Source organism: Streptomyces sp. NPDC102283, from assembly GCF_044766265.1.
In the GTDB taxonomy this organism is placed as follows: Bacteria; Actinomycetota; Actinomycetes; order Streptomycetales; family Streptomycetaceae; genus Streptomyces.
The window spans coordinates 213,658-238,715 of the sequence record NZ_JBIWLQ010000004.1; the positions used below are offsets into that span (position 1 = coordinate 213,658).

A 25,058-nucleotide genomic window follows, 5' to 3' on the forward strand; every position below is an offset into this window, starting at 1 on the left:
TGCCACTCTCAACTTATAGCGCACGGGGGGCCTTGCGGCAAGGCCCCCCGTCTGCCGCAGAATCGTCCGCCGTAGCCCGTACGGGACGCCGCCCCCGTACGCACCGCAGATCGGAACCGATGCCGTGACACCCCTGACCACCAGCGCGTTCGACCTCCCCGACCGCCTCTCCCCCAAGGCCGACCCGGCGCTGATCGCGGATGACGAGCAGCACTTCGCGGCCATCGCCCACTGCCTGGAACAGTCGATCACCGAGCTGACCGACCGGCTCGCGGCCGAACGCAGGGCGCCCGGCGGGGCGAGCCGGCAGGCGATGGACCGCGATGCGGAGATCCACCGGCTGACCGGCCGACTGCGCGCCCTGCGCCGGTTCGGGCTCGACCTGTGCCTCGGGCACATGGTCGCCGCGGACGGCTCCGGCCCGCTGTACGTGGGACGGCTCGGGCTGACCGACAGCACGGGCCGCCGCCTGCTGCTCGACTGGCGCTCCCCCGCCGCCGAGGCGTTCTTCGGAGCCACCCACGCCGATCCGATGGGCCTCGCGAGCCGCCGCCGCTACCGCTGGACCGACGGCCGGATCAGCGACTACTGGGACGAGGTGTTCGCCCCGGAGGGCTTCGCCGGGCATGCCGCGCTGGATGACCAGTCCGCGTTCATCGCCAGTCTCGGCGGCAACCGGTCGGCCCGGATGCGCGATGTGCTGGGCACCATCCAGGCCGACCAGGACGCCGTCATCCGGGCGGGCTCCCGGGGCACGCTCGTCGTCGACGGCGGGCCCGGCACCGGGAAGACCGTCGTCGCCCTGCACCGCTCGGCGTATCTCCTGTACTCCGACCCGCGCCTCGGCCACCGCCGCGGTGGCGTGCTGTTCGTCGGACCGCACGAGCCCTACCTGGCGTACGTCGCCGATGTCCTGCCCGGCCTCGGGGAGGAGGGCGTGCAGACGTGCACCCTGCGGGACCTGGTCGCCGAGGGAGCGGCGGCGGGCGCCGAGACCGACCCGGAGGTGGCGCGGCTGAAGGCGTCGGCGGACCTGGTGAAGGCGATCGGGCCGGCCGTCCGGTTCTACGAGGAGCCGCCCGCCACGGGCGTACGGGTTCGGACACACTGGTCCGACATCTGGCTGAGCGCCGCCGACTGGGCGGCGGCGTTCGGGGCCGCGGACCCGGGCACACCGCACAACGAGGCACGGGAGGAGATCTGGGAGGAGCTGCTCACCATCCTCGTGGACAAGCACGACGGCGACGCCCCGGAGGAACACCTGCGCGCCTCGCTGCGGCGGAACCGGGAGCTGTTCGCCCTCTTCGACCGCGCCTGGCCGCTGGTCGAGGCGGCCGACCTGGTCGGCGACCTCTGGTCCGTACCCGCCTATCTGCGTCAGTGCGCCCCCTGGCTGACCTCGGAGGAGGTCGGGCGGTTGCAGCGCCCGGACGCCCTGGCCTGGACGGTGTCCGACCTGCCTCTCCTGGACGCGGCACGGCAGCGGCTCGGCGATCCGGAGGCGTCCCGGCGCTTGCGCCGTCACCGGGCCGCGGCCGCCGCCGAGCGGGAGCAGATGGACCGGGTCGTCGAGAGCCTGCTCGCGGACGAGACCCTGGCCGACGCGGACGCGGACGGCGAGGGTGCGCTGATGATGCTGCGCGGGGCGGATCTCCGGGAGTCCCTGGCCACCGCCGACCCGCCGAGCGGAGCCGAGCCCGACCTGCTGGCCGGGCCGTTCGCGCACATCGTCGTGGACGAGGCACAGGAACTGACCGACGCCCAGTGGCACATGCTGCTCCAGCGGTGCCCGTCCCGGAGCTTCACCGTCGTCGGGGACCGCGCGCAGGCCCGGCACGGGTTCACCGAGTCGTGGCGGGAGCGGTTGGAGCGGGTCGGGCTCGACCGGATCACCCTGGCGTCCCTGACCATCAACTACCGGACGCCGGAGGAGATCATGGCTCAGGCGGAGCCGGAGGTCCGGGCCGTGCTCCCCGACGCCAATGTGCCGGTCTCCGTGCGCGGCAGTGGCATCCCCGTCAGGTACGGCCCTGCCGGGGACCTGGTCACCGTCCTCGCCGACTGGCTCGCCGCGCACGACGACGGGATCGCCTGTGTCATCGGCGACCCCGCGTTCCGGGCGACGCCCCGCGTGCGGTCGCTGACCCCGGAGCTGTCGAAGGGCCTGGAGTTCGACCTGGTCGTCCTCGTCGACCCGGAGAGATTCGGTGCGGGCGTCGAGGGGGCGGTGGACCGCTATGTCGCGATGACCCGGTCGACCCGGGAACTCGTCGTCCTGACGAGCTCCTGAGGCCGGCCGGGGCTGTGGGCGGGCTTTCAGTGCCAGGGCAGTCCTGCCCGGTGCCGCCAGTAGGACTCCGGGTCCTCGACCAGGGCGTCGAGGCCGGCCCGCTGCTCGTCGTCCAGGTCGACGACGGCGGCGTGCAGATTGCCGGAGAGCTGGCCCACCGTGGCCGCGCCGGAGAGCACGACGCCCGCCCAGGGCTGGTGCAGGACCAGCGCCAGGGCGACCGCGTCGCCGCCCACGCCCGCGGCGGCGGCGATCTCCTGGAACACGGCGGGAGCCTCGTCCCCGGCGAGGCGTCCGTTGGCCATGCCCTCCTTGACGATCACGGTGAGCCCGGCGTCGTGGGCCTCGGCGAGCGCCGGCGCGGCCGAGGTCTCCAGGGCGTTGTAGGTGGCCTGGACCGTACGGAAGAGGGGCTCGCCGTCGACCGTGACGGCGAGGGCGGCCCGGATCGCGTCGGCCTGGGCGGGCCCGCTGGTGGAGAGGCCGACGGTGACGCCGTCGGCGGCCAGGGCGGCGAGGCGGCCGAGCAGTTCCTTGTCGGTGAGCGCCGGGCTGTCCGGGGTGACCGAGTGGACCTGGTAGAGGCTGAGGCGGTCGCCGAGGAGGGCGCGGGTCTCGGCGTACTGGCGCTCGAAGGTGGCGAGGCCGTGGTCCTTGACCTCGTGTTCCTCGGCCTCGACGTCCCAGTCGGCGGTGTAGGTGTACCCCCACTTGCTGCCGACGACGAGGTCGGTGAACGAGGGCCGGGCGTCCAGCCACTCCCCCAGGAACTCCTCGGCGCGGCCGTAGGAGCGGGCGGTGTCGACGTACCGGACGCCCTGGGCGTAGGCGGCGTCCAGCAGTTCGTGGGTGCGGGCGCGCAGGGCGTCGGGGTCGCGGTCGGCGGGCAGGTCCCGGTCTCGGTGGAGATTGATGTAGCCGGGCCTCCCGACGGCGGCAAGGCCCAGCCCGATGTGGGCGGTCGGGGTCGTCGCGGCGGCCAGGGCGGCGAAGGGCATCGCGGGCTCCTCGGGGTCGGGTTTCGGTAACTCCTACCCCGGTGAGCCCGCGATGCTCTTCGTCCATCCGGTGCGGCACGGCTCCCGTGCGCGTCTGACCGGCGTTACCGCCGGCGGGCGGTCGCCCAGGCGTGCTGGGCGGCGAGGTCTTCCTTCACCTCGGCGAGCTGTACGGCGACGGCGGAGGGGGCCGTTCCACCGCGGCCGTCGCGGGAGGCGAGGGCGCCCCGCACGTTGAGCACCGTACGGACCTCGGGGGTGAGGTGCTCGGAGATCGTGGCGAACTGCTCGTCGGTGAGCTGGTCGAGCTCGATGCCGCCCCGCTCGCACTCCTTGACGCAGGCGCCGGCCACCTCGTGCGCCACCCGGAACGGGACGCCCTGCTTGACCAGCCATTCCGCGATGTCGGTCGCGAGCGAGAAGCCCGCGGGGGCCAGCTCCTCCATGCGCTCGCGGTTGACGGTGAGGGTGGCCATCATCCCGGTGAAGGCGGGGAGCAGGACCTCCAGCTGGTCGCAGGAGTCGAAGACGGGCTCCTTGTCCTCCTGGAGGTCGCGGTTGTAGGCGAGCGGGAGCGCCTTGAGCGTGGCGAGCAGGCCGGTCAGGTTGCCGATGAGGCGGCCGGACTTGCCCCGGGCCAGCTCCGCGATGTCCGGGTTCTTCTTCTGCGGCATGATCGAGGAGCCGGTGGAGAAGGCGTCGTGCAGGGTGACGAAGGAGAACTCCTTCGTGTTCCAGATGATGACCTCCTCCGCGATCCGGGAGAGGTTCACACCGATCATCGCGGTGATGAAGGCGAACTCCGCGACGAAGTCCCGCGAGGCGGTGCCGTCGATGGAGTTGGCGACCGAACCGTGCTCGAACCCGAGGTCGGCTGCGACCGCCTCCGGGTCGAGCCCGAGCGAGGATCCGGCGAGCGCCCCGGAGCCGTACGGGGAGACGGCGGTGCGCTCGTCCCACTGGCGCAGCCGCTCGGCGTCCCTGGACAGGGACTGGACGTGGGCGAGCACGTGGTGGGCGAAGAGGACGGGCTGGGCGTGCTGGAGGTGGGTGCGGCCGGGCATCGCGACGTCCGCGTGGGCCTCGGCGAGGCCGACCAGGGCGCCCTGGAGGTCGGCGATCAGGCCGCCGATGGTCCGGGCGTGGTCACGCAGGTACATCCGGAAGAGCGTGGCGATCTGGTCGTTCCGCGACCGCCCGGCCCGCAGTTTGCCGCCGAGGTCGGCGCCGAGGCGCTCCAGCAGCCCGCGCTCCAGCGCGGTGTGGACGTCCTCGTCGGCGATGGTCCCGGTGAAGGAGCCGTCCGCGACGTCGGCTTCGAGCTGGTCGAGCCCGGCGAGCATCCGGCTCAGCTCGTCCTCGCTGAGCAGGCCCGCCTTGTTGAGGACGCGTGCGTGGGCGCGGGAGCCGGCGATGTCGTACGGGGCGAGCCGCCAGTCGAAGTGGACGGACGCGGACAGCTTGGCCAGCGCCTCGGCCGGTCCGTCGGCGAAACGCGCGCCCCAGAGCCGGACGTCACCGTTGTTGCTGCTCACTGCGTGCTCCTCAAGAAAAGGCGAAGGCAAAGGCCAGGACGTGGGCCAAGGTGCGGATATGCGGCCGCCTCCCTGCCGCGTGACGACGGGGAGGCGGCTGTACAACGAGGGAGGGTCAGGCGAGGTCGCGCTTGGCCGCGATCTTGGAGGAGAGGCCGAAGATCTCGATGAAGCCCTGCGCCTTGGACTGGTCGAAGGTGTCGCCCGAGTCGTAGGTGGCGAGGTTGAAGTCGTACAGCGACTCCTCGGACTTCCGGCCGGTGACGACGGCGCGGCCGCCGTGCAGGGTCATCCGGATGTCGCCGGTGACGTGCTGGTTGGCCTCGTTGATGAAGCCGTCCAGGGCGCGCTTCAGCGGGGAGAACCACAGGCCGTCGTAGACCATCTCGCCCCAGCGCTGCTCGACCTGCCGCTTGTAGCGGGCCAGCTCGCGCTCGACGGTGACGTTCTCCAACTCCTGGTGGGCGGTGATCAGCGCGATGGCGCCGGGCGCCTCGTACACCTCGCGGGACTTGATGCCCACGAGCCGGTCCTCGACCATGTCGATCCGGCCGACGCCCTGCGCGCCGGCCCGCTCGTTGAGCTGCTGGATCGCCTGGAGGACGGTGACGGGACGGCCGTCGATGGCGACGGGCACGCCCTCCTTGAAGGAGATGACGACCTCGTCGGCCTCGCGCTGGGCGGCGGGGTTCTCGGTGTACTCGTAGATGTCCTCGATCGGCGCGTTCCAGATGTCCTCCAGGAAGCCCGTCTCGACGGCGCGCCCGAAGACGTTCTGGTCGATGGAGTACGGGGACTTCTTGGTGGTCGCGATCGGGAGGTTCTTCTCCTCGCAGAAGGCGATCGCCTTGTCCCGGGTCATCGCGTAGTCGCGGACCGGGGCGATGCACTTCAGATCGGGGCCGAGCGCGGAGATGCCGGCCTCGAAGCGGACCTGGTCGTTGCCCTTGCCGGTGCAGCCGTGGGCGACGATCCCGGCGTTGTGCTTGTGCGCGGCGGCGACGAGGTGCTTGACGATCGTCGGCCGGGAGAGGGCCGAGACCAACGGGTAGCGGTCCATGTAGAGGGCATTGGCCTTGATCGCCGGGAGGCAGTACTCCTCGGCGAACTCGTCCTTGGCGTCCGCGACCTCGGCTTCGACGGCACCGCAGGCGAGCGCGCGCTTGCGGATGACGTCCAGGTCCTCGCCGCCCTGGCCGACGTCCACGGCAACGGCGATGACCTCGGCGCCCGTCTCCTCGGCGATCCAGCCGATGGCGACGGAGGTGTCCAGGCCGCCCGAGTAGGCGAGTACGACGCGCTCGGTCACGGGTTTCTCCTTACGGTGCAATCACTGATGGGTATAACTATGCAGTCCTCTGTATTGTTTGTCAAAACAGCAGGTCAGGGTGGTACGCCTGGCCATACGGGCGGCAGAGCCGGGAAGCGGAGCGGCACCGCGGGGCCGGGGTCCGGATGATGAAACGCGCTGCTCAGCACCCTCGCCGGAGGCCGATAATCGCCTCATGGGAAAAACGCACGAACGCATCGACGGACGGCTCAGAACCTTCATCGAGGAACAGCGCATCTTCTTCACGGCCACCGCCCCGCTGGACTCCGACGGCACGGTGAACCTCTCCCCCAAGGGCCTGACCGGCTCCTTCACCGTCCTCGACGAGCGGACCGTCGCCTACCTGGACTTCGCCGGGAGCAACGCCGAGACCGTCGCCCACCTCCGGGAGAACGGACGCATCACCCTGATGTGGTGCGCCTTCCAGGGGCCGCCGAACATCGTGCGCGTGCACGGCCGCGGTGAGCCGGTCTTCCGCGACGACCCCCGTTTCCCCGGGCTCCTCGCCCGCTTCCCCGGCGTCGACCCGGCCCCGCACGGACTGCGCGCGATCATCGTGGTGACCGCCGAACTGATCCGCGACACCTGTGGGTTCGGCGTGCCGTTCCTGAGCTACGACGAGGACCGCACGCTGCACGCGGACCGGTTCCAGCGCGACGACGACGAGAGCCTCAGCGCCTACTTCGCGAAGAAGGAGGACATCGCGACGAGCATCGACGGGCTGCCGGGGCTGCCGCTCCCGCTGCCGCCCCTGCCTGCCGCGCTCCCGAAGTGAGCCCGTCCCGTCCGGAGTGAGCCGCTGGGCCGTACGGAGCAGGTCCGGTGGGGCGTGCCCGCCGACCGCCGTACGGTCCGGAGCATGCGCAGATCACTGGTGACCGCCGCCGTACTCCTCGCCCTGGCCGGCTCCCTCGGGGCCGGGCCCACCGACGCCCCGTCCCTGCCGGACCGGCTGGCGGACACGGGCGGCGGCTCCCAGCTGATCACCGCCGAGGCCCAGGACACCGGCTCCACGACCGGGACCGTGACGTGGTGGGAGCGGCGCGGGGGCAGATGGACGGAGGCCGGTTCGGCGCCCGCCCGGTTCGGGGAAGGCGGGCTGGCCGAGGGGGCGACCCGGGAGCAGGGCACCGGCACCACGCCCACCGGGCTGTACGACCTGCCGTACGCCTTCGGCATCGAGGACGCCCCGGCCGGCACGACGTACCCCTACCGCGAGGTCACCGAGGACTCCTGGTGGTGCCAGGACAACGACGCGCGCGCGTACAACCGCTGGGTGGAACCGCGTCCGGCGGACTGCCGGGCGGCGGAGGCCGAGCACCTGGTCTCCTACGGCACGCAGTACGCCCGCGCGCTGGTGATCGGGTTCAACTACGACCGTCCGGTGCGCGGCAGGGGGGCGGGCATCTTCCTGCACGTGAACGGGCGCGGGGCGACGGCCGGCTGCGTCTCGGTCCCGGCCGCCGCCATGGCGGAGATCCTCGCCTGGGCGGACCCGGAGCGCGAACCGCACATCGCGGTCGGCACCTCTTCGGGCCCGACCGCGATCACGCGCTACTGAACAGGGATGATCAGCGGTCGTTCTGAGCGAGCCTCAGCAGATGGTCGGCGAGCGCCTTGCCACCGTTCGGGTCGCGGCTGATGAGCATCAGCGTGTCGTCGCCCGCGATGGTGCCGAGGATGTCGTGCAGTTCGGCCTGGTCGATGGCCGAGGCGAGGAACTGGGCCGCACCCGGCGGAGTGCGCAGCACCACGAGGTTGGCCGAGGCCTCCGCCGAGATGAGCAGTTCGGCCGAGAGCCGGCGCATCCGCTCTTCCTTGGCCGAGCCGCCGAGCGGGGCCTGCGGGGTGCGGAATCCGCCCTCGCTCGGCACCGCGTAGATCAGCTCGCCGCCGGTGTTGCGGATCTTCACCGCGCCCAGCTCGTCGAGGTCCCGGGAGAGCGTCGCCTGGGTGACGCTCAGCCCGTCGTCGGCGAGGAGCTTGGCCAGCTGGCTCTGCGAGCGGACCGGCTGCCGGTTCAGGATGTCCACGATCCGGCGGTGGCGGGCGGTGCGGGTCTGCGGCACGGACGGCCCGCCGTGCTCGGATTCCTGCGCCTCGGTCATCGTCGTCGCCTCATTCTCCGGAGGGTCATGCTCCGGATCGTCCGTCCCCGTATGCCGCGTCGAGAGCGCTCGGCAGGATCTCCAGGAACGCGTCCACCTCCGCGTCACCGATGATCAGCGGCGGCATGAGCCGTACGACATCGGGGGCGGGCGCGTTCACCAGGAGGCCGGCTCCCTGGGCCGCCTGCTGCACCTGCGGTGCGAGGGGTCCGGTGAGCACGATACCCAGCAGCAGACCCGAGCCGCGGACGTGGGAGACCAGCGGGTGTCCCAACCCCTCCACGCCGTCGCGGATCCTCTCCCCGAGCCGTTTGACGTCGGCGAGCACGCCGTCGGCCGCGAGGGTGTCGATGACGGCGAGTCCGGCGGCGCAGGCGACCGGGTTGCCGCCGAACGTCGTGCCGTGGTGCCCCGGCTTCAGCAGGTCGGCCGCCGCTCCGAAGGCGACCGTCGCGCCGATCGGCAGACCGCCGCCGAGTCCCTTGGCGAGGGTGACGATGTCCGGCTCGACGCCCTGGTGGGCCTGGTGCTCGAACCACTGGCCGCACCGGCCGATGCCTGTCTGGACCTCGTCCAGGACGAGCAGGGTGCCGGTCGCCCGGGTGATCTCCCGGGCGGCCTCCAGATAGCCCTCGGGCGGGACGACGACGCCGTTCTCGCCCTGCGTCGGCTCGATGATGACCAGCGCGGTGTCGGTGGTCACCGCTGCCCGCAGCGCGTCGGCGTCCCCGTACGGCACATGGGTGACGTCACCGGGCAGCGGGCGGAAGGGCTCCTGCTTCCCGGGCTGGCCGGTGAGGGCGAGCGCGCCCATCGTCCGGCCGTGGAAGCCGCCGTCGGTGGCCACCATGTGGCGGCGTCCCGTGAGCCGGCCGATCTTGAAGGCGGCCTCGTTGGCCTCCGCGCCGGAGTTGGCGAAGAAGACCCGCCCCTGACGGCCGAACAGCTGGAGCAGCCGCTCGGCGAGCGCGACGGGCGGCTCGGCGATGAACAGGTTCGACACGTGTCCCAGGGAGGCGATCTGGGTGGAGACGGCCTCGACGACGGCGGGGTGGGCGTGGCCGAGGGCGTTGACCGCGATACCGCCGACGAAGTCGAGGTGGCGGGTGCCTTCCTCGTCCCAGACGTAGGCGCCCTCGCCGCGGACGAGCGGCAGCCGGGGCGTGCCGTAGTTGTCCATCAGCGCGCCCTGCCACCGCTGGGTGAGTCCCGCAGTCTCTGTGACAGTCTCTGTGCCGCTCATGATTTCCCCTGTTCAGGCCCTGTGTGTACGTCGATGGGGGCGTCGGGCACGACCATCGTGCCGATGCCCTCGTCGGTGAAGATCTCCAGCAGGATCGAGTGCTGGACGCGGCCGTCGATGACGCGAGCGGTCTCGACGCCGTTGCGCACGGCGTGCAGACAGCCCTGCATCTTGGGGACCATGCCGCTGGACAGCTCGGGCAGCAGCTTCTCCAGCTGGCTCGCGGTGAGCCGGCTGATGACGTCGTCGCTGTTGGGCCAGTCCTCGTAGAGCCCTTCGACGTCGGTGAGGACCATCAGAGTCTCGGCGTTCAGGGCGGCGGCGAGCGCGGCGGCCGCGGTGTCGGCGTTGACGTTGTAGACGTGGTGGTCGTCGGCGGAGCGGGCGATGGAGGAGATGACCGGGATGCGGCCGTCGTCCAGCAGCGCCTGGATGGCCCCGGTGTCGATGGCGGTGATCTCGCCGACCCGGCCGATGTCGACAAGCTCGCCGTCGATGGTGGGCCGGTGCTGGGTGGCGGTGATGGTGTGGGCGTCCTCGCCGGTCATGCCGACGGCGAGGGGGCCGTGCTGGTTGAGGAGGCCGACCAGCTCGCGCTGGACCTGTCCGGCGAGCACCATCCGGACGACGTCCATCGCCTCGGGGGTGGTGACCCGCAGCCCGGCCTTGAACTCGCTGACCAGGCCCTGCTTGTCGAGCTGGGCACTGATCTGCGGGCCGCCGCCGTGCACGACGACGGGCTTGAGGCCGGCGTGCCGCAGGAAGACGACGTCCTGGGCGAAGGCCGCCTTCAGCTCCTCGTCGATCATGGCGTTGCCGCCGAACTTGATGACGACGGTCCTGCCGTGGTGCCGGGTCAGCCAGGGCAGCGCCTCGATGAGGATCTGTGCCTTCGGGAGTGCGGTGTGCTTCCGCGCGGTGCTCATGAGCTGTACGCGCTGTTCTCGTGGACGTAGTCCGCGGTGAGGTCGTTGGCCCAGATGACGGCCGACTCGGTGCCGGCGGCGAGGTCGGCGGTGATCCTGACCTCCCGGTAGCGCATGTCGACGAGTTCGCGGTCCTCGCCCACGCTGCCGCCCTTGCAGACCCAGACGTCGTTGATGGCGACGTTGAGCCGGTCCGGCTCGAAGGCGGCCTTCGTGGTGCCGATGGCGGAGAGGACGCGGCCCCAGTTGGGGTCCTCGCCGTGGATGGCGCACTTGAGGAGGTTGTTGCGGGCGATGGACCGGCCGACCTCGACGGCGTCGTCCTCGGTGGCCGCGTTGATCACCTCGATCCGGATGTCCTTGGACGCGCCCTCGGCGTCGCCGATGAGCTGCCGGGCCAGGTCCGCGCAGACGACCCGTACGGCCTCGGCGAACTCGCCCTGTTCCGGGGTGATGCCGCTGGCGCCGGAGGCCAGCAGCAGCACGGTGTCGTTGGTGGACATGCAGCCGTCGGAGTCGACCCGGTCGAAGGTGGTCCGGGTGGCCCCGCGCAGGGCGGCGTCCAGCGCGGGGCTCTCGACATCCGCGTCGGTGGTGAGGACGACGAGCATGGTGGCCAGGCCCGGGGCGAGCATGCCCGCGCCCTTGGCCATGCCGCCGACGGTCCAGCCCTCGCCGCCCGCGACGGCCGTCTTGTGCACGGTGTCGGTGGTCTTGATGGCGATGGCGGCCTTCTCGCCGCCGTGCTCGCTGAGGGCGGCGGCGGCCTGCTCGATGCCGGGGAGCAGCTTGTCCATGGGGAGCAGAAGACCGATGAGCCCGGTGGAGGCGACGGCGATCTCGCCCGCGCTGTGGCCCTTCAGCACCTCGGCGGCCTTCTCGGCGGTGGCGTGGGTGTCCTGGAAGCCCTGGGGGCCCGTACAGGCGTTGGCTCCACCGGAGTTGAGGACGACGGCGGTGACCTCGCCGCCCTTGAGGACCTGCTCCGACCAGAGCACCGGGGCGGCCTTGACGCGGTTGGAGGTGAAGACGCCCGCGGCGGCGCGACGCGGCCCGTCGTTGACCACGAGGGCCAGGTCCGGGTTGCCGCTCTCCTTGATTCCCGCGGCGATGCCCGCCGCGGAGAACCCCTGTGCTGCCGTGACGCTCACGGTGCCACTCCGATCGTCGAAAGTCCGGTGTCCTCGGGGAGTCCGAGGGCGATGTTCATGCTCTGGAGGGCGCCGCCCGCGGTGCCCTTGGCGAGGTTGTCGATGGCGCTGATCACGACGATCCGCCCCGCCGCCGCGTCGTACGCGACCTGGACCTGTACGGCGTTGGAGCCGTACACCGCGGCGGTGGCGGGCCACTGCCCCTCGGGCAGCAGGTCCACGAACGGCTCGTCCGCGAACGCCTTCTCGTACACCTCGCGAAGGCTCTCGGCGCTCACGCCGGGCCTCGCCTTCGCGCTGCACGTGGCGAGGATGCCGCGCGGCATGGGCGCGAGGGTGGGCGTGAAGGAGACGGTGACCGGTTCGCCGGCGGCGGCGCTGAGGTTCTGGATCATCTCGGGCGTGTGGCGGTGCCCGCCGCCGACGCCGTACGGGGTCATGTTGCCCATCACCTCGGAGCCGAGCAGATGCGGCTTGGCCGCCTTGCCCGCCCCGGAGGTGCCCGACGCGGCGACGATCACGGCCTCCGGCTCGGCGAGACCGGCCCCGTACGCCGGGAAGAGCGCGAGGGACACGGCGGTCGGGTAGCACCCGGGCACGGCGATGCGCCGGGACCCGGCGAGCGCCGACCGCCCGCCCGGCAGCTCGGGGAGCCCGTAGGGCCAGGTCCCGGCGTGCGGGGACCCGTAGAACGCCTCCCAGTCACCGGCGTCCTTCAGCCGGAAGTCGGCCCCCATGTCGACGACGAGGACCTCCTCCCCCAACTGCTCGGCGACGGCGGCGGACTGCCCGTGCGGAAGCGCCAGGAAGACGACGTCGTGGCCGGCGAGCGCCTCGGCGGTGGTGGGTTCCAGCACCCGGTCGGCCAGGGGCCGCAGATGCGGCTGGAGCGACCCGAGCGCCTGCCCGGCGTTGGAGTGCCCGGTGAGGGCGCCGATCTCGATGTCCGGGTGTGCCAGCAGGAGACGGAGCAGCTCCCCGCCGGCGTAGCCGCTCGCCCCTGCCACTGCTGCTCGTACCACCATCGGTAACCCTCCTGATTGATGGCATGACTATACGCATCGACGCACTTTTATGCAAAGAGTCATCGATGTGAGGCAGCACTTGACCAGAGAGCGTCAGCCATCAATAGTTAAGAACATGCCTAACTATGGCGGGTCGCTGGACCGGGTGTTCCAGGCGCTGGCGGACGGCACGCGCCGGGCGATGGTGGAGCGCCTGATCCGCGGGCCGGTGTCGGTCGGCGAACTGGCCAGGCCGCTGGAGATGTCGCTGCCGGCGGTCATGCAGCACATCCAGGTGCTGGAGGCCTGCGGGCTGGTCAGCTCCGAGAAGACCGGCCGCGTCCGTACCTGCCGCATCGAGCCGGACGCGCTGCGGGCGGCCGAGGACTGGCTCGCCGAGCAGCGCACGTTCTGGGAACGGCGTCTGGACCGGCTCGGCGACTACCTGCTCGATGATCCCGGCACACCGGAGCAAAGGGGTTCCCTGTGATGATCGACCGTTCCGTCACGCACGCCACGTTCACCCTGGAACGCCTCTACCCGGCCACGGCGGCCCGGGTGTTCGCCGCATGGGCCGACCCGAAGGCGAAGGCCCGCTGGTTCTCCACGCCCGACGCGGACCATGAGCTGGACTTCCGGGTCGGGGGCCGGGAGATCAACCGCAGTCGCCCGGACAGCGGCCCGTCGTTGACGTTCGAGTCGCTGTACCGCGACATCGTCCCGGACGAGCGCATCGTCTACACCTCCGTGCTGCACGTGGGGCAGGACCTCGCGACGGCGTCGCTGACGACCGTGGAGTTCTGCCCGGCCGACGGGGGCGCCCGGCTGGTCCTCACCGAGCAGGGCACCTTCCTCGACGGCCGGGAGGCGCCCTCCTGGCGGCGGCTCGGAACCGGCGACTGGCTCGACGCCCTGGGCGTCGGGCTGGGTGCGGGAGGACAGGGGTGAGCTCGCGGCCGCCCCGCTCGAAGGGGCGGGTGCCGGTGTTGCTCGGCACCGCGTTCTTCATGACCGTCCTGGACGGCACCGCCGCAGGGTCTTCCTGGCCGGAATGAGGAGACCGCGGTGCCTCCCGCGGACCTGGCCGTCCGCATTCCGACCCGACCCCTTGAGGAGCCTCCATGTCCGACCGTGAACCGGTGACCGAGCTCGGCCCGTTCAGCGACTCCGACGCCGACGCGACCCCCTGGCCGACCGCGCTGCGCGAGCTCCGGCGGGCGCGACTGTTCTGGCTGTCCACCGTCCGCCCCGACGGCCGGCCCCACGTGACACCGTTGCTGGCCGTCTGGACCGGCGGCGCCCTGTACTTCGCCACCGGCGACCAGGAACGCAAGGCGCGCAACCTCCACGCCAACGGCCACTGCACCATGACGACCGGCACGAACGTCCTGGAGGGCATCGACATCACCGTCGAAGGACGTGCCGAGCCGGTGCTCGACCCGGCCGAACGCAGCACCACCGCCGACGCCTACGAGAGCAAGTACGGCGACCTCCTGACAAGCCCGGAGGGCACCTGGTACGGCCTCGGTGACACCATCCGCTCCGGCAAGGTCCTGCTGTACCGGATCGACCCGGAAGCCGGATTCGCCTTCGGAAAGGGCACGGCGTACAGCCAGACCCGCTACCGCTTCCAGCACCGGCCTTCTGGACAGCGGTGACGCCCTGACGCCGACTCGACATCGAGGCGAGCGCTCGGTCGGTCGGTCGGTCGGTCGGTGCATGCGTCGCGGCCCGTGGCCCCGCACAAGGCCACGGGCCGCGACGCATGCGGCAGTGTGTGAAGCGGTGTGTCAGTGGAAGACGACCGAACGCACCTTCAGCCGCTCCGAGGCCCCGCCGGTGTGCGGGCGAAGCGGGAAGGAAGCACCCTCGCAGTCCACGTCCGTGAAGACCTCCGCCCAGGCGTCCGTGCGGTTCTTCGGGGAGTGCCCGGGCTCGGGGTTCTCCAGGCCGACACCCGGGAGGTTCACGCACTCACCGCTGGGCGGGCTGTTCAGGAAGCCGGTCGCCCCGTACCCCTCGACGGTCACGTAGTCGTAGCGGAACTGCCCCTCGGCGGCCGACGCGGAAGAGGGAACGGCGGCGAGCAGCAGAGCGGCACCGAGAACGGCGGGAAGGGTGGAGCGGAAGCGCATGGGTGAAATCCTTCTGGACGATGGGGTGTTGCGATGACTACCGCGCCCCTCCCCCGGCAGGCGGGCAGACAGGTCCGGTTCCGGGTGGGGCCACGCGCAGGGAATGCGCACAGGCGCACTGACGCACGGATCACCGAGGCGACGGCTCCGTGACCCTGCGTAGACATGGTGACACACAAAGCGACCGACCATGATCCGGAGCCGCCTCCGGGATCCGGATCGGGATCGGGATCGGCGGGCGATACCTCGTGGCCTCCGGCCGTGACGTCGGGGCGGGGCACGTGGAAGACCCGCGGCGGTTCGCCCGACGTCCTTCCCAGGGACTGGACCGGACTGATCCGGTACGGAACCCAACGGCACGTACAGAAGGCTCACCCCATGCCCGCACCGCACGACCATCCGGCGCCACCGGTGAGCCAGAGCCCTCAACAGGCCCTCGTCGCAGCGACGTTCGCCGTCCTGCGGCGGCAGCGGAGCGTGCTGGCGGGTGCGACGGTCCGCGTCGTCGGCCTCTGCGGACTCGCCGGGCCGCTGGTGACGGACGCGATATTCGCGCTCGCCCAGCCGGGTCTTCACCCGTATGCGGAACCAACGCGTCTGGTACCACCACGCCGAAGACCCCTACCTGCACGACCCCACCGACCTGGTGTTGGTCGCCCTCTGCACGCTCCCGCTCTTCCTGCTCCTCCTCGGCACCGGCAGCGCGGCCCTGCAGGTGGTGTGTTCGCGGGCGGTCGCGGCGGAATCCGCGCAATCCGCCCGGGAAAGCCCCTCATGGGGTCCGGCGCCCGGACGGCTGCGACCGGTGCTCGCCGTGTACACGCTGCGCGGGCTGATCGTCTGAGCCCCGGCCCTGCTCGTCACCGTCGTGGCGGACCGCCTCACCGGCTACCACCTCGACACCCCCGAGCCCCTGGAAAGCGGCTCGTGGCCGCACACGCTCGTCGAGGCCTCCCCCGCGGTCGCCGTGTTCGTCGCGGTGCTGCTGCGCCTCGCCCTCACCCTCGCCCCGGCCGCCGCGGCCGATGGTCTCGGCCCGCGCGCCGCCTCGCGGCGTTCCTGGTCGCTGACGTGGAGGCCCGCGTTCAGCAGCACCGCGAGGGCCCGCCATGCCGCGATGTCCCGCCGCCGCGGTGCCGCGAACGCCGACCCCACGTGGGTCATCGGCTCCGCGCAGCGCGGACAGTGCCGCTGCCTCGCCCGGTCGTGGGGCTGCTTGAAGGAGGCCCGGCAGGGGAGGCAGACGTACGAGGTCTTCGCATGGCTCACCTGCCCAGCCCAGAGATCGCGCCGAAGAACGGCCATCGACTTCTTCGGACCCGATCAGGGCCGGACGGCACGGGCGGAGGCGATACTGGTCGTAGCGGTCGCCCCGCCGCCGAACCGGCTCCTGGCCGGGGCGGCCGGTGGGGCCCGCCTTGCCGATGCCTTCGAGGGGAGCCGTTCATGACCACGGCGAAAGACCTGTTCATCATCGCCATGGACCCGGTGCCGGAACCCGCCGTGGGGCAGGGCGACCTGTCGCTCGCACTCGCGGGAGCCGAACTGCTCGACCTCATCGGCGCGGGAGCCGTCACCGTGGAGGGCGACCTCATCGTGCCGGGCGGGTCGCCGGCGCCCGACGACCGCCTTCTCGGGGAGGCCGCCGCGCGGATCACCGGGGAACCGCCCTACGAGCGGATCGAGGACTGGCTGTGGCGCCGCGGCCGGGACCTCGCGGCCACCTACCAGGACGCACTGGAGAAGGACGGCGAGCTCACACAGAAGAGAAGCGGCCGGCTGCCCTTCGGCCCCAGGCGGGTGGAGCTGGTCGACACACCCGGCCGTCACCGGGCCGTCGCCCGCCAGGACGAGGGAGAACCCGTCCTGGCCGCCCTCGCATCGGCCGTGGGCATCGACGGCGGACGGTCCGGTGACGACGAGCCCCGCCTCGACGACGAGACGGCGACGGCCGTGGTCGCCACCGTCCATGAAGCGGTGATGGAGCTGGAGGCCGTACGCCAGAGGCGGACCATCGAGAACACGGCCTTCGCCAACGTATGGCGCGGGCCGTGAGCCGGATCCCTCGGCCCGGCACACGGCAGGGTTGACCTTGACACGGTGACAAGCTCTTCACTGCTTGCCGAGGAGGTGGTCTCGATGACGGTCACGGGACACGACACGGACAGGGTACGAGCGCTGCGTGGGCTGGAGGACGACCGCGCCTCGGTGCGGCTGCGAGCCGCTCTGGCGGTCGGCTCGCAGCCGGATCCGCGCTTCGTCGGCGCGCTCGTCGAGCGGTGCGCGGTCGAGCCGGAGTTCTTCGTACGCGACATGCTGACCTGGGCGCTCACCCGTCACCCGGTGTCCGTCACGCTTCCCCCGCTGCTCCGCGAGGTCCGCTCCGAGCGGACGCGGGCGCGGAGCCAGGCACTGCACACGCTGTCCAAGATCGGGGACCGGCGGGCGTGGCCGGCGATCACCGGGGCGCTCCTGACCGATGCCGACGACGAGGTGGCGCGGAGTGCCTGGCGGGCGGCGGTCGTACTGGTACCGGAAGCCGAGCAGGTCGCGTTGGCCGCAGTGCTGGCGACGCAGCTCGGGCGCGGCGGGCGGGAGACGCGGCTGAGTCTCAGCCAGGCGCTGGTCGCGCTGGGGGACGCGATGGAGTCGGCGCTGGCCGCCGCGGCGAGGAACCCCGACCCGCTCGTCCGCGCGCACGCGCTCGCCACCCAGCGGCTGCTGCGCGACCCGGACGCCGGATTCACGCTCGCCGTGGAGGAGGCGAAGCGCGTCGTGGCACTCGGCGGCCATGACACCTCCGAAGGCTCCGGCGACCCCAGTGGCTCTGGTGAGGAAGGTCCGTAGGGCGTGTTGATCGGTGAAGTCGCGCGGCGGTCCGGGGTCAGTGCCCGCATGCTCCGGCACTACGAGTCGCTCGGTCTGGTGCGGCCCTCGGGTCGCACCGGGTCCGGCTACCGGGAATACTCCGGGGCGGACATCCAGCGGATCTTCCATGTCGAGAGCCTGCGGGCGGTGGGACTGTCACTGCGGGAGATCGGGCGTGCCCTCGACGATCCCGGCTTCACGCCCTCGGCACTCGTCGACGACCTGATCCGTCGGACGCGCGAACGCATCGCGGTGGAGACCGAGTTGCTCACCCGGCTGCATCGGGTCCACGCCACGGACCCGGCCGGCTGGGAGGACGTCCTCCAAGTCGTCACACTCCTGGGGGCGTTGGGGTCCAAGAGCCCCGCCGCCCGCCAGCGCGCCGCCCTCGCCTCGGTCGACGAGGTTCCGGTGGAGGCCCTGGTCGAGGCGGCGCTCGACGAGGGCGACCCGCATGTGGCCGGGGCTCTTCGCTGGGCACTGGCGCGATCGGGCGGCGGCGGCCCGGCGCTGCTGGCCGAGGGACTCGGCTCACCGGTGGCCGCGGTGCGGGAACGCGCCGTACGGTCCCTCGCCGAGATGCCCGGCGATGAGGCCACCGCGCTGCTGCGGGACGCCCTGACGAGCCCCGATGCCGTGGTCCGCGGCTACGCCGCTCCGGCCCTCGGGGCACGGGGCGAGGCAGCTGCGGTCCCGGCGCTCGTCGACCTGGTCGTGGCGGGGACGAACGACACCGACGCGGCCGACGCGCTGAGTCTGCTGGCCGACGACGACGCGGCGGCCGACCGGATCGCGGCCGTGCTCGCCGAGCGCCTCGCCCGCGACACCACCGGCACGTCGGCGCGCGGGCGGCTGGTCCAGGCGCTGGGTGGCGTCCCGGGGGCGGGTTCCTCACGCGCCCTCCGGGAGCTGCTGCACGACGAGGACCGTGCCGTCGCGCTGACCGCGGCGTACCTGGTTCAGCTGCGCGACGTGGAGTGACGGGCCTCTCCCGGGGCATCGCCCACGGGGGCCGGCGCGACCTGTGCCGTCGTGCCGGCCGACTGCTCCGTCCGCGCCGGGGCGCGTGACGCGTCGTGGGACGTGTCGTGAGGCGGTGACGCGTCGTGGGACGTGTCGTGAGGCGCGGAGACGGTCGGCGGTCGGTCCAGGAGCAGCGGGATCGCCAGGGCGGGCAGCAGCCAGACGAACACGATGAGGCGGTAGCCGAGCAGCTGATCCGGATTCGGGTGGCCTGCCTGGTTGAGGAGGCCCGCCGCCCCTGCCGCGAGGGCGACGGGCAGCACCACGGAGCGCCGTCTCAGCAGCGCCCAGGCCGAGAGCGCGAGCAGGACGGGCAGGACCGGGTACGTGGCCTGGCGCCGGAGCCACGCCGACCAGAAGACCCGCTCCTGGACGAAGAACTCGGGCCAGGGGTCGGGCAGATCGGGGCGCTGGTAGTGGTGGGTCAGCAGGTCCTGGGCGCTGTCCTGGCCCATCGGCCAGGACAGGAGATGCGCCCCGGCGTAGACGAGTGCCGCCAGCGCGCCGCACAGTCCGGCCGCCCGGAGTACAGGGGCGGGATCCCGCCGCTTCAGCCGCAGCCACCCTGCCCGGGCCAGGAAGACGCCCGCGAGAGCGGCCGCCAGCAGCAGGGCCTGCGAGTAGCGGACGAGGAACATCAGGACGAGGCCGCCCGCGACGAGCGCCGCGCCCGTACGGGGCCGGTCCCGCAGCAGCAGGACGCAGCCTAGGACGACCGCCGTGCCGAGCGCCAGTGAGAGCCCGTCGCTCAGGGGGTTCATGGCGACGGTGCCGGTGGGCAGGGCGAGGTACAGGGCCTGCCCGGCCAGACCGGCGCGTCGGGAAGCCCCCGCGGCCCGGAGGGTGAGCAGGACGCAGACGCTCCCGGCCAGCGCGACGACGAGCCCGGCGAGCCAGAGGCCCCAGGTGGTTCCGAAGGCGGCCACGAAGGGGACCAGGAACAGCGGATAGCCGGGCCTGGCCTCGAAGATGGCCATGAAGCGGTGGTTGGCGAACGGCGCGGTCATCCCCGACGTGTTGCCGTGGCCCGACCAGTACGCGACCGAGTCGTTCAGTCGGCGCACGCAACTCTCCCGCGACTCGCCCGCGGCCTTCCTGCTGGTCCAGGGGATGAAGTCCAGGGGCGCTTGCTGCCCGCTGGCACAGGAGTGGTCGATGGCCAGCCGGCCCGCCTCCTGCCGGTCCTCACCGCTGAGGCTCAGGGCGTAGGAGAGGTAGTTCTTCGTGTCGGGCGAGGCACGTCCGGTGACCGCTGTCAGCTGGAGCCCGACGAAGGCCACGGCGATGAGCAGCATCCCGGCGAGGCCGAGGCGGCGGCTTCGGCGGGTGCTCGCCGACGCCCCGCGGGGCCTCGGCGACAGCCCTCGGATGTTCGGCATCGGTATGCGGATGTTCGGCATCGGACGACCCCTCCCCTGCATACGGCGGTTGCTCCACCAACGAGCCAACCGACGCGGGGTGGCGTTCGTGGAGCTAATCCGGATGCGACGGTCGCGGGCCGACGCCTCGGTGCGCTACCGGCCCCGCGGCTTTCCGCGCTTGCCGCTCTGGCCGCCGGCCCGGCCGCCCGACTGGGGCTTCCTGCCCCCCGCGGGCTTGTTCCGGGCGCTGCCCGACCCGCCGCCCGCGCCACCGGCCCGCTTGGTCTTGTCCTTGGCCTTCGCCTTGTCCTTGGCTTTGTCCTTCGCCGGGCGCGGCGGGGTGGCCGCGCGGCCGCGGGTGCTGTTGACGGTGCGCCCCCGGACGATCCCGATGAACTCCTCCACCAGGTCGGGGGTGATCTCCGCCTCGGGCCAGGACAGGGCGACGCGAGACTCGGGGGCTTCCGGGACCGGACGGTAGGTGAGGTCCTTGCGGTGGTGGAGGCGGGCCAGGGACTGCGGGACGAGGAGGACGCCCACGCCAGCCGCCACCAGCTCGATCGCGTCCGCCGTGGTCGCCGGGCGTTCGACGGCGGGGCGGCCGGGCAGTGCCTCCCAGTCGAGGAGGTCGTCCAGTGGATGCAACACGATCTCGTCGGACAGCTCGGCGAGCGACACCTCCTCCGCGGCGGTCGCGGCGTGGTCCTTGGGGATCACGACGACGGTCGTCTCGGTGTAGAGGGGGATCGCGCTCAGGACGCTCCGGTCGACCGGGAGCCGTACGAGACCGGCGTCGGCGCCGCCGCCCGCCAGTAGGCCCTGCGCCTCGGCGGCGGTGGCCTGGACGAGGTCGAGAGAGGTGTGGGGCAGCCGCTCGCGCCAGACCCTCACCCACTTGGTGGGCGTCACGCCGGGGACGTACGCGAGCCTGAAGGATGAGGGGAGGTCCGAGCCTGTCACGGAACCAGGCTACCGGCAGGTGGTCGGAGGTATGTCCCATGGTCGATACCCTGGACCCATGACGTCGCACAAGACCGCCCAGACCATGAAGCCCGCCACGGCGGCGAAGAAGCTGGGTGTGTACCTCCAGGCCACCCCCGCCGAGTTCCAGGAGGGTGCCGTCTCCCGCACCGAGCTCAACGCCCTCCAGACCGACCCGCCCGCCTGGCTGGTGGAGCTGCGCCGCACCGGCCCGCACCCCCGCCCGGTCGTCGCCGCGAAGCTCGGCATCTCCATCGCGGGGCTCGCCCGCGGCGGGGTCACCGAGGCGCTCACCACCGAGCAGATCGACGCGCTGAAGGACGAGACGCCCGAGTGGCTCCAGAAGGAGCGCGCCACGCAGGCCGAGGTGCGCAAGGAGACCGCCCGGATCAAGGAGCGCAACGCCGAGCGGGCCGCGCAGTCCGGCGACCAGTAGTGGGGGGGGCCCCGGGGCCCCCCCCCGGGCGGGGCCGCCCCCGCCCCCCCCCCCCCCCCCCCCCCCCGCCCCCCCCCCCGCCCCCCCCCCCCGCCCCCCCCCCCGCCGGCGGGCGGGGCCCCCCCGCCCCCCCGGCCCCCGGGCCCGCCCCCGGGGGGGGGGCCCCCCCGGCGCCCCCCCCCGCGGCCCCCCCCCCGGGCCCCCCCCACTACTGGATGACCGGCAGTCGAACGGCCGGCGCGCACTCCCGGGTGCCGCACGCCGGTCCGCGCCTCAGGGCGGACGGCCCCGGCCCTGGGGGAGCTGGCCCAGGCTGACCGCACGGTGAATCGTCGCGGCCAGTTCCCGCGCGTCCTCGGGGAACGTGTCGACCCGGATCTTCTCCGCGCTCCGCAGTTCGACGGCGAAACCGAAGCCCATCCCCCGGGCCCCGGGCCCCGGCCATCGGGCGTCCGTCCTCGACCGAGGCGGCCGCGACGCGCACGATGTCCGTCCAGGGGATCAGGGTGGCGGTGCCCGCGATCCGGTGGGTCAGCCCCCGCTCGTGGACGTCGAAGCACTGTTCCCGCGTGCGGATCGCCTGCGTCAGGCGCCACACCCCGAGGCCCAGTCCGACGAGCCCCACCCCGAGCAGCAGGCCCGCCAGCTCGGGCGCTCCGTCGGTGGTGCCGACGGAGGCGATGGCCACCGGCACCCCCAGAGCTGCGCCGACAACACCCGTGACCAGCAGGGCGCCGGCCTGTCGCAGGCGTCTGCTGCCGTCGGGGCGGTGCTCGCGGACGAATCCGCCGAGCTCTCGCGCGGCTTCCGTGCGTCGCATGGCGTCCCCCCGTCGTGGACACCTCAAATTCTGCCCGACTGCGGGGGGCGGCGCCAGGAGAGCTGCCGGATACACGTCACGTCCGGACACACACGCCACGTCCGGAAACGCACGGGCTCGGGCTCCGGCACCGGCACCGGCACCGGAGACACGCCACGGGCCCGCGGCGGGGTCCGCCCCGCCGACGCGTACGTCGGCGGAACGGCCCTGCCACGGGCCCGTCGGGTTACCGGACCGGTCAGAGAACGCCGGACTTGTCGATGGTGACCTTGGCGCGGGTCTTGCCGCTGGAGGAGCCGAGCGCCTCGATCTTGCGGACCAGGGCCATGCTGTCGTCGTCGGCGACCTCGCCGAAGACGACGTGCTTGCCGTCCAGCCACGGGGTGAGCACCGTGGTGATGAAGAACTGCGAACCGTTGGTGTTCTTTCCGGCGTTGGCCATCGAGAGCAGGCCCACACGGTCGTGCTTGAGCGTGAAGTTCTCGTCGGCGAACTTCTCGCCGTAGATGCTCTTGCCGCCGGTGCCGTCACCGCGGGTGAAGTCGCCGCCCTGGAGCATGAAGTCCGTGATGACGCGGTGGAAGGACGAGCCGGCGTAGCCGAAGCCCTTCTCGCCGGTGGCGAGCGCGCGGAAGTTCTCCGCCGTCTTGGGGACGACGTCGTCGAACAGGTTGAACGTGATCCGCCCTGCGGGCGCGCCGTCGATGGTGATGTCGAAGTAGACCTTGGTTGTCATGGTGACATCCTCACATTCCTGGCAACCGCAGGTGAAACCCGGGTTGGGTCACCACGTCGGATGTCCTGTTCCGCTCACCTCCCGGTGGCCTTCCCGGGGCCGCGTGGACGGCGCCCACCAGGGCCGTCCCGCGCGGGCCGTCCGCGAGCCGGGAGCCCATCCGGTCCATGACATACCCGAGGGCGATTCCGTCATCCGGGCCGGCCGGGCCGCAGGAGCCGCCCGCTCCGTCGCGGCCGAACGCCCGCGGACCGGGACCGCGGGAGCGGTTCGCACCGCTCGGCCATGGGCCGAGGGCGATCTCCGTCTCGTGTACGAAGCCGTCGCCGAGGGTGAGGCCGAGGCCCTGGACTCCCCCGGTCCCGCACCGGTCAGCGGATGCCCGCCTCCAGGCTCAGGCTCCAGCGGCCCGGCAGGCCGGTCAGCGTGATGGTGGACAGCGGACGGACGTCGACGTTCCAGTACGCGGAGGGCGGGGCGTTCAGGGCGTAGACGAGGGCAGCCCGGATCACGGCGGGTTCGGCGACCGCGACGACGAGGCCGTCGTCGGCGGGGCGGGTGTCCAGCCAGCCGCCGACCCGCCCGATGAAGCCGAGCATCGACTCGCCGCCGTGCGGCGCACTGCGCGGGTCCGCGAGCCAGTGGTCCACGGCGGCCGGCTCCCGGGCGGTGACCTCGCCCAGCGTCAGCCCACGCCAGCGGCCCATGTCCCAGTCGCGCAGGGCCGGTTGCGCCATCGGCGCGAAGCCGAGGGCGTCCCCGGTGGCGCGACTGCGCGGGGTGGGCGAGCAGTAGCGCAGCTCGGCGGCGCCGAGCGGGACGAGCGTGTGGGCGACGAGCTGTACCTCGTGCCAGCCGGCCTGATCGAGCGGCCGGTCGTCGTCGAAGCGTTCGGCCAGCCGGGAGGAGCTGCGCGCCGCTGCGACCAGGGAGACCCGAAGCGTCATGGCGGGATCGTGAGGCCGAACGCCTGTTTGGTCAAGAGGGCGTGCGAGTCCGGCATGATCGGAACAAGGGGCCCCAGGACATCGACCGGTCGCTCCCACCCCCCTGCCGCGCTGGAGAACCAGGCTCTCCCGCTCGGCGAGGCCGGGGTACCCGGCTGCGCCCTCAGGGCCCCGGGCGCGGCCCGCGGCCCGCGTCACCGGCGACGCCGTCCACGAACGCGTCGCGCTGCGGCAGCCCTTGGCCCATAGGGTCAAGAGCGGACCGGGAGCATGCGCCGAAGGTCGCAGACAGGACTCCTCTGGCCGCCGGCCCCCTGGTCGCCGAAGCTCTGGCCCTTTCGAGCCCTTCCTTGGCCGACCGTGTGGACGGTCTGCTGGACGGCCCGCCACACTGCCTCAACTGCGCCGTTGCTTCCGGGCGGTGCTGCGCTACCGGATCCGGATGGGGGGCCGCTCGACCCCTTTCGGGCTGATGGCAGGGGTGACGCACCTGCGGTTCACCGACACCCTCTCGCTGCGGTTCGCCGCCGCGCACCGCAAAGCCGTACAGCCGGATGCGGCCTGGCTGGCGGAGGCGGCCTCGCGGTGGGAGCGCCGGCCCGCGATCCTGGCGCACCTGCGGCTGTCGGCCAACGGCCTGTGCGTGCGGCGCGGCGAGCGTCTGGTGCTGCCGCACGTCACCGCTGCCGACATCGGCCGGGCGGACGGGCGGCCTGCCGACGAGGTGTCCGTGCGGTGCACCGAAGCGGTCCGTGCGGCGCTGGTCGGCGCGCGCACACCCACCACCCACGCGGAGCTGGCGGCCCGGATGCGCGACAGCCTGCCCGAGCCGCCGGCCGGGGCGGTCGAGGGCGTCATCGCCGAGCTGGTCGCCCATTCCTTCCTGCTCACCGACCTGCCGCCCGCCCCGGACCCACCGGACCCGCTGCGCCACCTGACCGACCGGCTCGCCACCATTCCCGCCGCCGCCGAAGAGACGGCGCGGCCGCGCGAGGTGACCGCCGATCTGGCCGACTACAGCGCCCGCCCTCCGGGGCGTGGGCTGCCCGAGCTTCGCCGGGCCGTGCGCCGGATGCGTGCCCTGCAACCGTGCGAGCGCCCGGTCACGGCGGACCTGGCGCTGGACGCGGACATCGAGCTGCCCCTCGCGGTGGCGCGGGAAGCCG

General features: G+C 72.6%; 25 protein-coding genes and 3 pseudogenes. 12 read left to right on the top strand and 16 right to left on the bottom strand.

The genetic code is table 11. From position 1 onward, the window contains the following. Positions 1-124 precede the first annotated feature (124 nt). A complete protein-coding gene (gene helR, locus ACIRJT_RS10195) occupies positions 125-2,290 on the top strand; it encodes an RNA polymerase recycling motor ATPase HelR (RefSeq protein WP_403906978.1) in 2,166 nt (721 codons plus the stop codon). Between the two features lie 26 nt (positions 2,291-2,316). Here the strand turns inward: helR and ACIRJT_RS10200 are convergent, their stop codons facing one another. From ACIRJT_RS10200 to ACIRJT_RS10210, 3 genes are all read right to left on the bottom strand, one after another. Then, positions 2,317-3,288: an aldo/keto reductase gene (locus ACIRJT_RS10200; protein ID WP_403906980.1), complete on the bottom strand. Its 972-nt coding sequence runs from the start codon at positions 3,286-3,288 to the stop codon at positions 2,317-2,319. Between the two features lie 104 nt (positions 3,289-3,392). Next, positions 3,393-4,823, bottom strand: a complete 1,431-nt coding sequence (argH, locus tag ACIRJT_RS10205; RefSeq protein ID WP_403906983.1) for an argininosuccinate lyase — start codon at positions 4,821-4,823, stop codon at positions 3,393-3,395. A gap of 115 nt (positions 4,824-4,938) precedes the next feature. Then, a complete protein-coding gene (locus ACIRJT_RS10210; protein WP_403906985.1) occupies positions 4,939-6,132 on the bottom strand; it encodes an argininosuccinate synthase in 1,194 nt (397 codons plus the stop codon). A 196-nt stretch (positions 6,133-6,328) separates the two neighbouring features. Here ACIRJT_RS10210 and ACIRJT_RS10215 point away from each other — a divergent pair, with 196 nt between their 5' ends. Next, the gene (locus tag ACIRJT_RS10215) at positions 6,329-6,928 is read left to right on the top strand and encodes a pyridoxamine 5'-phosphate oxidase family protein (RefSeq protein ID WP_403906987.1); all 600 of its coding nucleotides are present in this window, start codon (positions 6,329-6,331) and stop codon (positions 6,926-6,928) included. Positions 6,929-7,012: 84 nt separating this feature from the next. Then, complete coding sequence (locus tag ACIRJT_RS10220) at positions 7,013-7,714, top strand: L,D-transpeptidase (protein ID WP_403906989.1); 702 nt, start codon at positions 7,013-7,015, stop codon at positions 7,712-7,714. A 10-nt stretch (positions 7,715-7,724) separates the two neighbouring features. Here ACIRJT_RS10220 and ACIRJT_RS10225 read toward each other — a convergent pair whose 3' ends face one another. The 5 genes from ACIRJT_RS10225 to argC are packed head-to-tail and all read right to left on the bottom strand — an operon-like array spanning position 7,725 to position 12,606. Then, on the bottom strand, positions 7,725-8,261 hold the full coding sequence (locus ACIRJT_RS10225) for an arginine repressor (protein WP_371622490.1): 537 nt from the start codon (positions 8,259-8,261) through the stop codon (positions 7,725-7,727). Between the two features lie 25 nt (positions 8,262-8,286). Continuing rightward, complete coding sequence (locus ACIRJT_RS10230) at positions 8,287-9,504, bottom strand: acetylornithine transaminase (RefSeq protein WP_403906992.1); 1,218 nt, start codon at positions 9,502-9,504, stop codon at positions 8,287-8,289. Then, entirely contained in the window at positions 9,501-10,430 is a 930-nt protein-coding gene (argB, locus tag ACIRJT_RS10235) for an acetylglutamate kinase (RefSeq protein ID WP_403906994.1), read from the bottom strand. Before argB ends, ACIRJT_RS10230 begins: the two co-directional genes overlap by 4 nt. Further along, on the bottom strand, positions 10,427-11,581 hold the full coding sequence (argJ, locus tag ACIRJT_RS10240) for a bifunctional glutamate N-acetyltransferase/amino-acid acetyltransferase ArgJ (RefSeq protein WP_403906997.1): 1,155 nt from the start codon (positions 11,579-11,581) through the stop codon (positions 10,427-10,429). Before argJ ends, argB begins: the two co-directional genes overlap by 4 nt. Next, positions 11,578-12,606, bottom strand: coding sequence for an N-acetyl-gamma-glutamyl-phosphate reductase (gene argC / locus ACIRJT_RS10245; protein ID WP_403906999.1), 1,029 nt, complete (start codon positions 12,604-12,606; stop codon positions 11,578-11,580). Before argC ends, argJ begins: the two co-directional genes overlap by 4 nt. A gap of 115 nt (positions 12,607-12,721) precedes the next feature. On the opposite strand from argC, the gene ACIRJT_RS10250 reads away from it, so the two are divergent. From ACIRJT_RS10250 to ACIRJT_RS10260, 3 genes are all read left to right on the top strand, one after another. Then, a complete protein-coding gene (locus ACIRJT_RS10250) occupies positions 12,722-13,075 on the top strand; it encodes an ArsR/SmtB family transcription factor (protein WP_403907001.1) in 354 nt (117 codons plus the stop codon). Next, positions 13,075-13,533: an SRPBCC family protein gene (locus ACIRJT_RS10255; RefSeq protein ID WP_403907004.1), complete on the top strand. Its 459-nt coding sequence runs from the start codon at positions 13,075-13,077 to the stop codon at positions 13,531-13,533. Before ACIRJT_RS10250 ends, ACIRJT_RS10255 begins: the two co-directional genes overlap by 1 nt. Before the next feature lie 173 nt (positions 13,534-13,706). Continuing rightward, on the top strand, positions 13,707-14,243 hold the full coding sequence (locus ACIRJT_RS10260) for a pyridoxamine 5'-phosphate oxidase family protein (RefSeq protein ID WP_403907006.1): 537 nt from the start codon (positions 13,707-13,709) through the stop codon (positions 14,241-14,243). A 132-nt stretch (positions 14,244-14,375) separates the two neighbouring features. Here ACIRJT_RS10260 and ACIRJT_RS10265 read toward each other — a convergent pair whose 3' ends face one another. After that, positions 14,376-14,720 (bottom strand): hypothetical protein, encoded by a 345-nt coding sequence (locus ACIRJT_RS10265; RefSeq protein ID WP_403907009.1) that lies wholly within the window; start codon positions 14,718-14,720, stop codon positions 14,376-14,378. A 580-nt stretch (positions 14,721-15,300) separates the two neighbouring features. On the opposite strand from ACIRJT_RS10265, the gene ACIRJT_RS10270 reads away from it, so the two are divergent. Continuing rightward, entirely contained in the window at positions 15,301-15,564 is a 264-nt protein-coding gene (locus ACIRJT_RS10270; RefSeq protein ID WP_403907012.1) for a hypothetical protein, read from the top strand. Between the two features lie 230 nt (positions 15,565-15,794). On the opposite strand, the pseudogene ACIRJT_RS10275 reads toward ACIRJT_RS10270, so the two are convergent. Further along, a pseudogene (locus tag ACIRJT_RS10275) lies at positions 15,795-15,989 on the bottom strand (deoxyxylulose-5-phosphate synthase); the annotation flags it as partial. 177 nt (positions 15,990-16,166) lie between these two features. On the opposite strand from ACIRJT_RS10275, the gene ACIRJT_RS10280 reads away from it, so the two are divergent. From ACIRJT_RS10280 to ACIRJT_RS10290, 3 genes are all read left to right on the top strand, one after another. After that, positions 16,167-16,775, top strand: a complete 609-nt coding sequence (locus ACIRJT_RS10280) for a GPP34 family phosphoprotein (protein WP_403907014.1) — start codon at positions 16,167-16,169, stop codon at positions 16,773-16,775. Positions 16,776-16,859: 84 nt separating this feature from the next. Then, entirely contained in the window at positions 16,860-17,567 is a 708-nt protein-coding gene (locus tag ACIRJT_RS10285; protein ID WP_403907501.1) for a HEAT repeat domain-containing protein, read from the top strand. 3 nt (positions 17,568-17,570) lie between these two features. Then, the gene (locus tag ACIRJT_RS10290; protein ID WP_403907016.1) at positions 17,571-18,569 is read left to right on the top strand and encodes a MerR family transcriptional regulator; all 999 of its coding nucleotides are present in this window, start codon (positions 17,571-17,573) and stop codon (positions 18,567-18,569) included. On the opposite strand, the gene ACIRJT_RS10295 is transcribed toward ACIRJT_RS10290, so the two are convergent. Both ACIRJT_RS10295 and ACIRJT_RS10300 read right to left on the bottom strand, forming a co-directional pair. After that, the gene (locus tag ACIRJT_RS10295; protein ID WP_403907503.1) at positions 18,548-19,906 is read right to left on the bottom strand and encodes a glycosyltransferase family 87 protein; all 1,359 of its coding nucleotides are present in this window, start codon (positions 19,904-19,906) and stop codon (positions 18,548-18,550) included. The two genes, ACIRJT_RS10290 and ACIRJT_RS10295, sit on opposite strands and share 22 nt — an antisense overlap. A gap of 219 nt (positions 19,907-20,125) precedes the next feature. Beyond that, a complete protein-coding gene (locus tag ACIRJT_RS10300) occupies positions 20,126-20,932 on the bottom strand; it encodes a LysR family transcriptional regulator substrate-binding protein (protein WP_403907018.1) in 807 nt (268 codons plus the stop codon). A 58-nt stretch (positions 20,933-20,990) separates the two neighbouring features. Here ACIRJT_RS10300 and ACIRJT_RS10305 point away from each other — a divergent pair, with 58 nt between their 5' ends. After that, complete coding sequence (locus ACIRJT_RS10305) at positions 20,991-21,389, top strand: DUF5997 family protein (RefSeq protein WP_371622502.1); 399 nt, start codon at positions 20,991-20,993, stop codon at positions 21,387-21,389. A gap of 273 nt (positions 21,390-21,662) precedes the next feature. Here the strand turns inward: ACIRJT_RS10305 and ACIRJT_RS10310 are convergent, their stop codons facing one another. From ACIRJT_RS10310 to ACIRJT_RS10325, 4 genes and pseudogenes are all read right to left on the bottom strand, one after another. Then, positions 21,663-21,809: a hypothetical protein gene (locus tag ACIRJT_RS10310; protein ID WP_403907020.1), complete on the bottom strand. Its 147-nt coding sequence runs from the start codon at positions 21,807-21,809 to the stop codon at positions 21,663-21,665. A 638-nt stretch (positions 21,810-22,447) separates the two neighbouring features. Further along, complete coding sequence (locus tag ACIRJT_RS10315) at positions 22,448-22,945, bottom strand: peptidylprolyl isomerase (protein WP_403907022.1); 498 nt, start codon at positions 22,943-22,945, stop codon at positions 22,448-22,450. A 97-nt stretch (positions 22,946-23,042) separates the two neighbouring features. Further along, a pseudogene (locus tag ACIRJT_RS10320) lies at positions 23,043-23,282 on the bottom strand (EstA family serine hydrolase); the annotation flags it as partial. A gap of 34 nt (positions 23,283-23,316) precedes the next feature. After that, entirely contained in the window at positions 23,317-23,892 is a 576-nt protein-coding gene (locus ACIRJT_RS10325) for a histidine phosphatase family protein (protein ID WP_365541456.1), read from the bottom strand. Positions 23,893-24,334: 442 nt separating this feature from the next. On the opposite strand from ACIRJT_RS10325, the pseudogene ACIRJT_RS10330 reads away from it, so the two are divergent. Then, positions 24,335-25,000 (top strand): annotated as a pseudogene (locus ACIRJT_RS10330) (lantibiotic dehydratase); the annotation flags it as partial. Positions 25,001-25,058 lie beyond the last annotated feature (58 nt).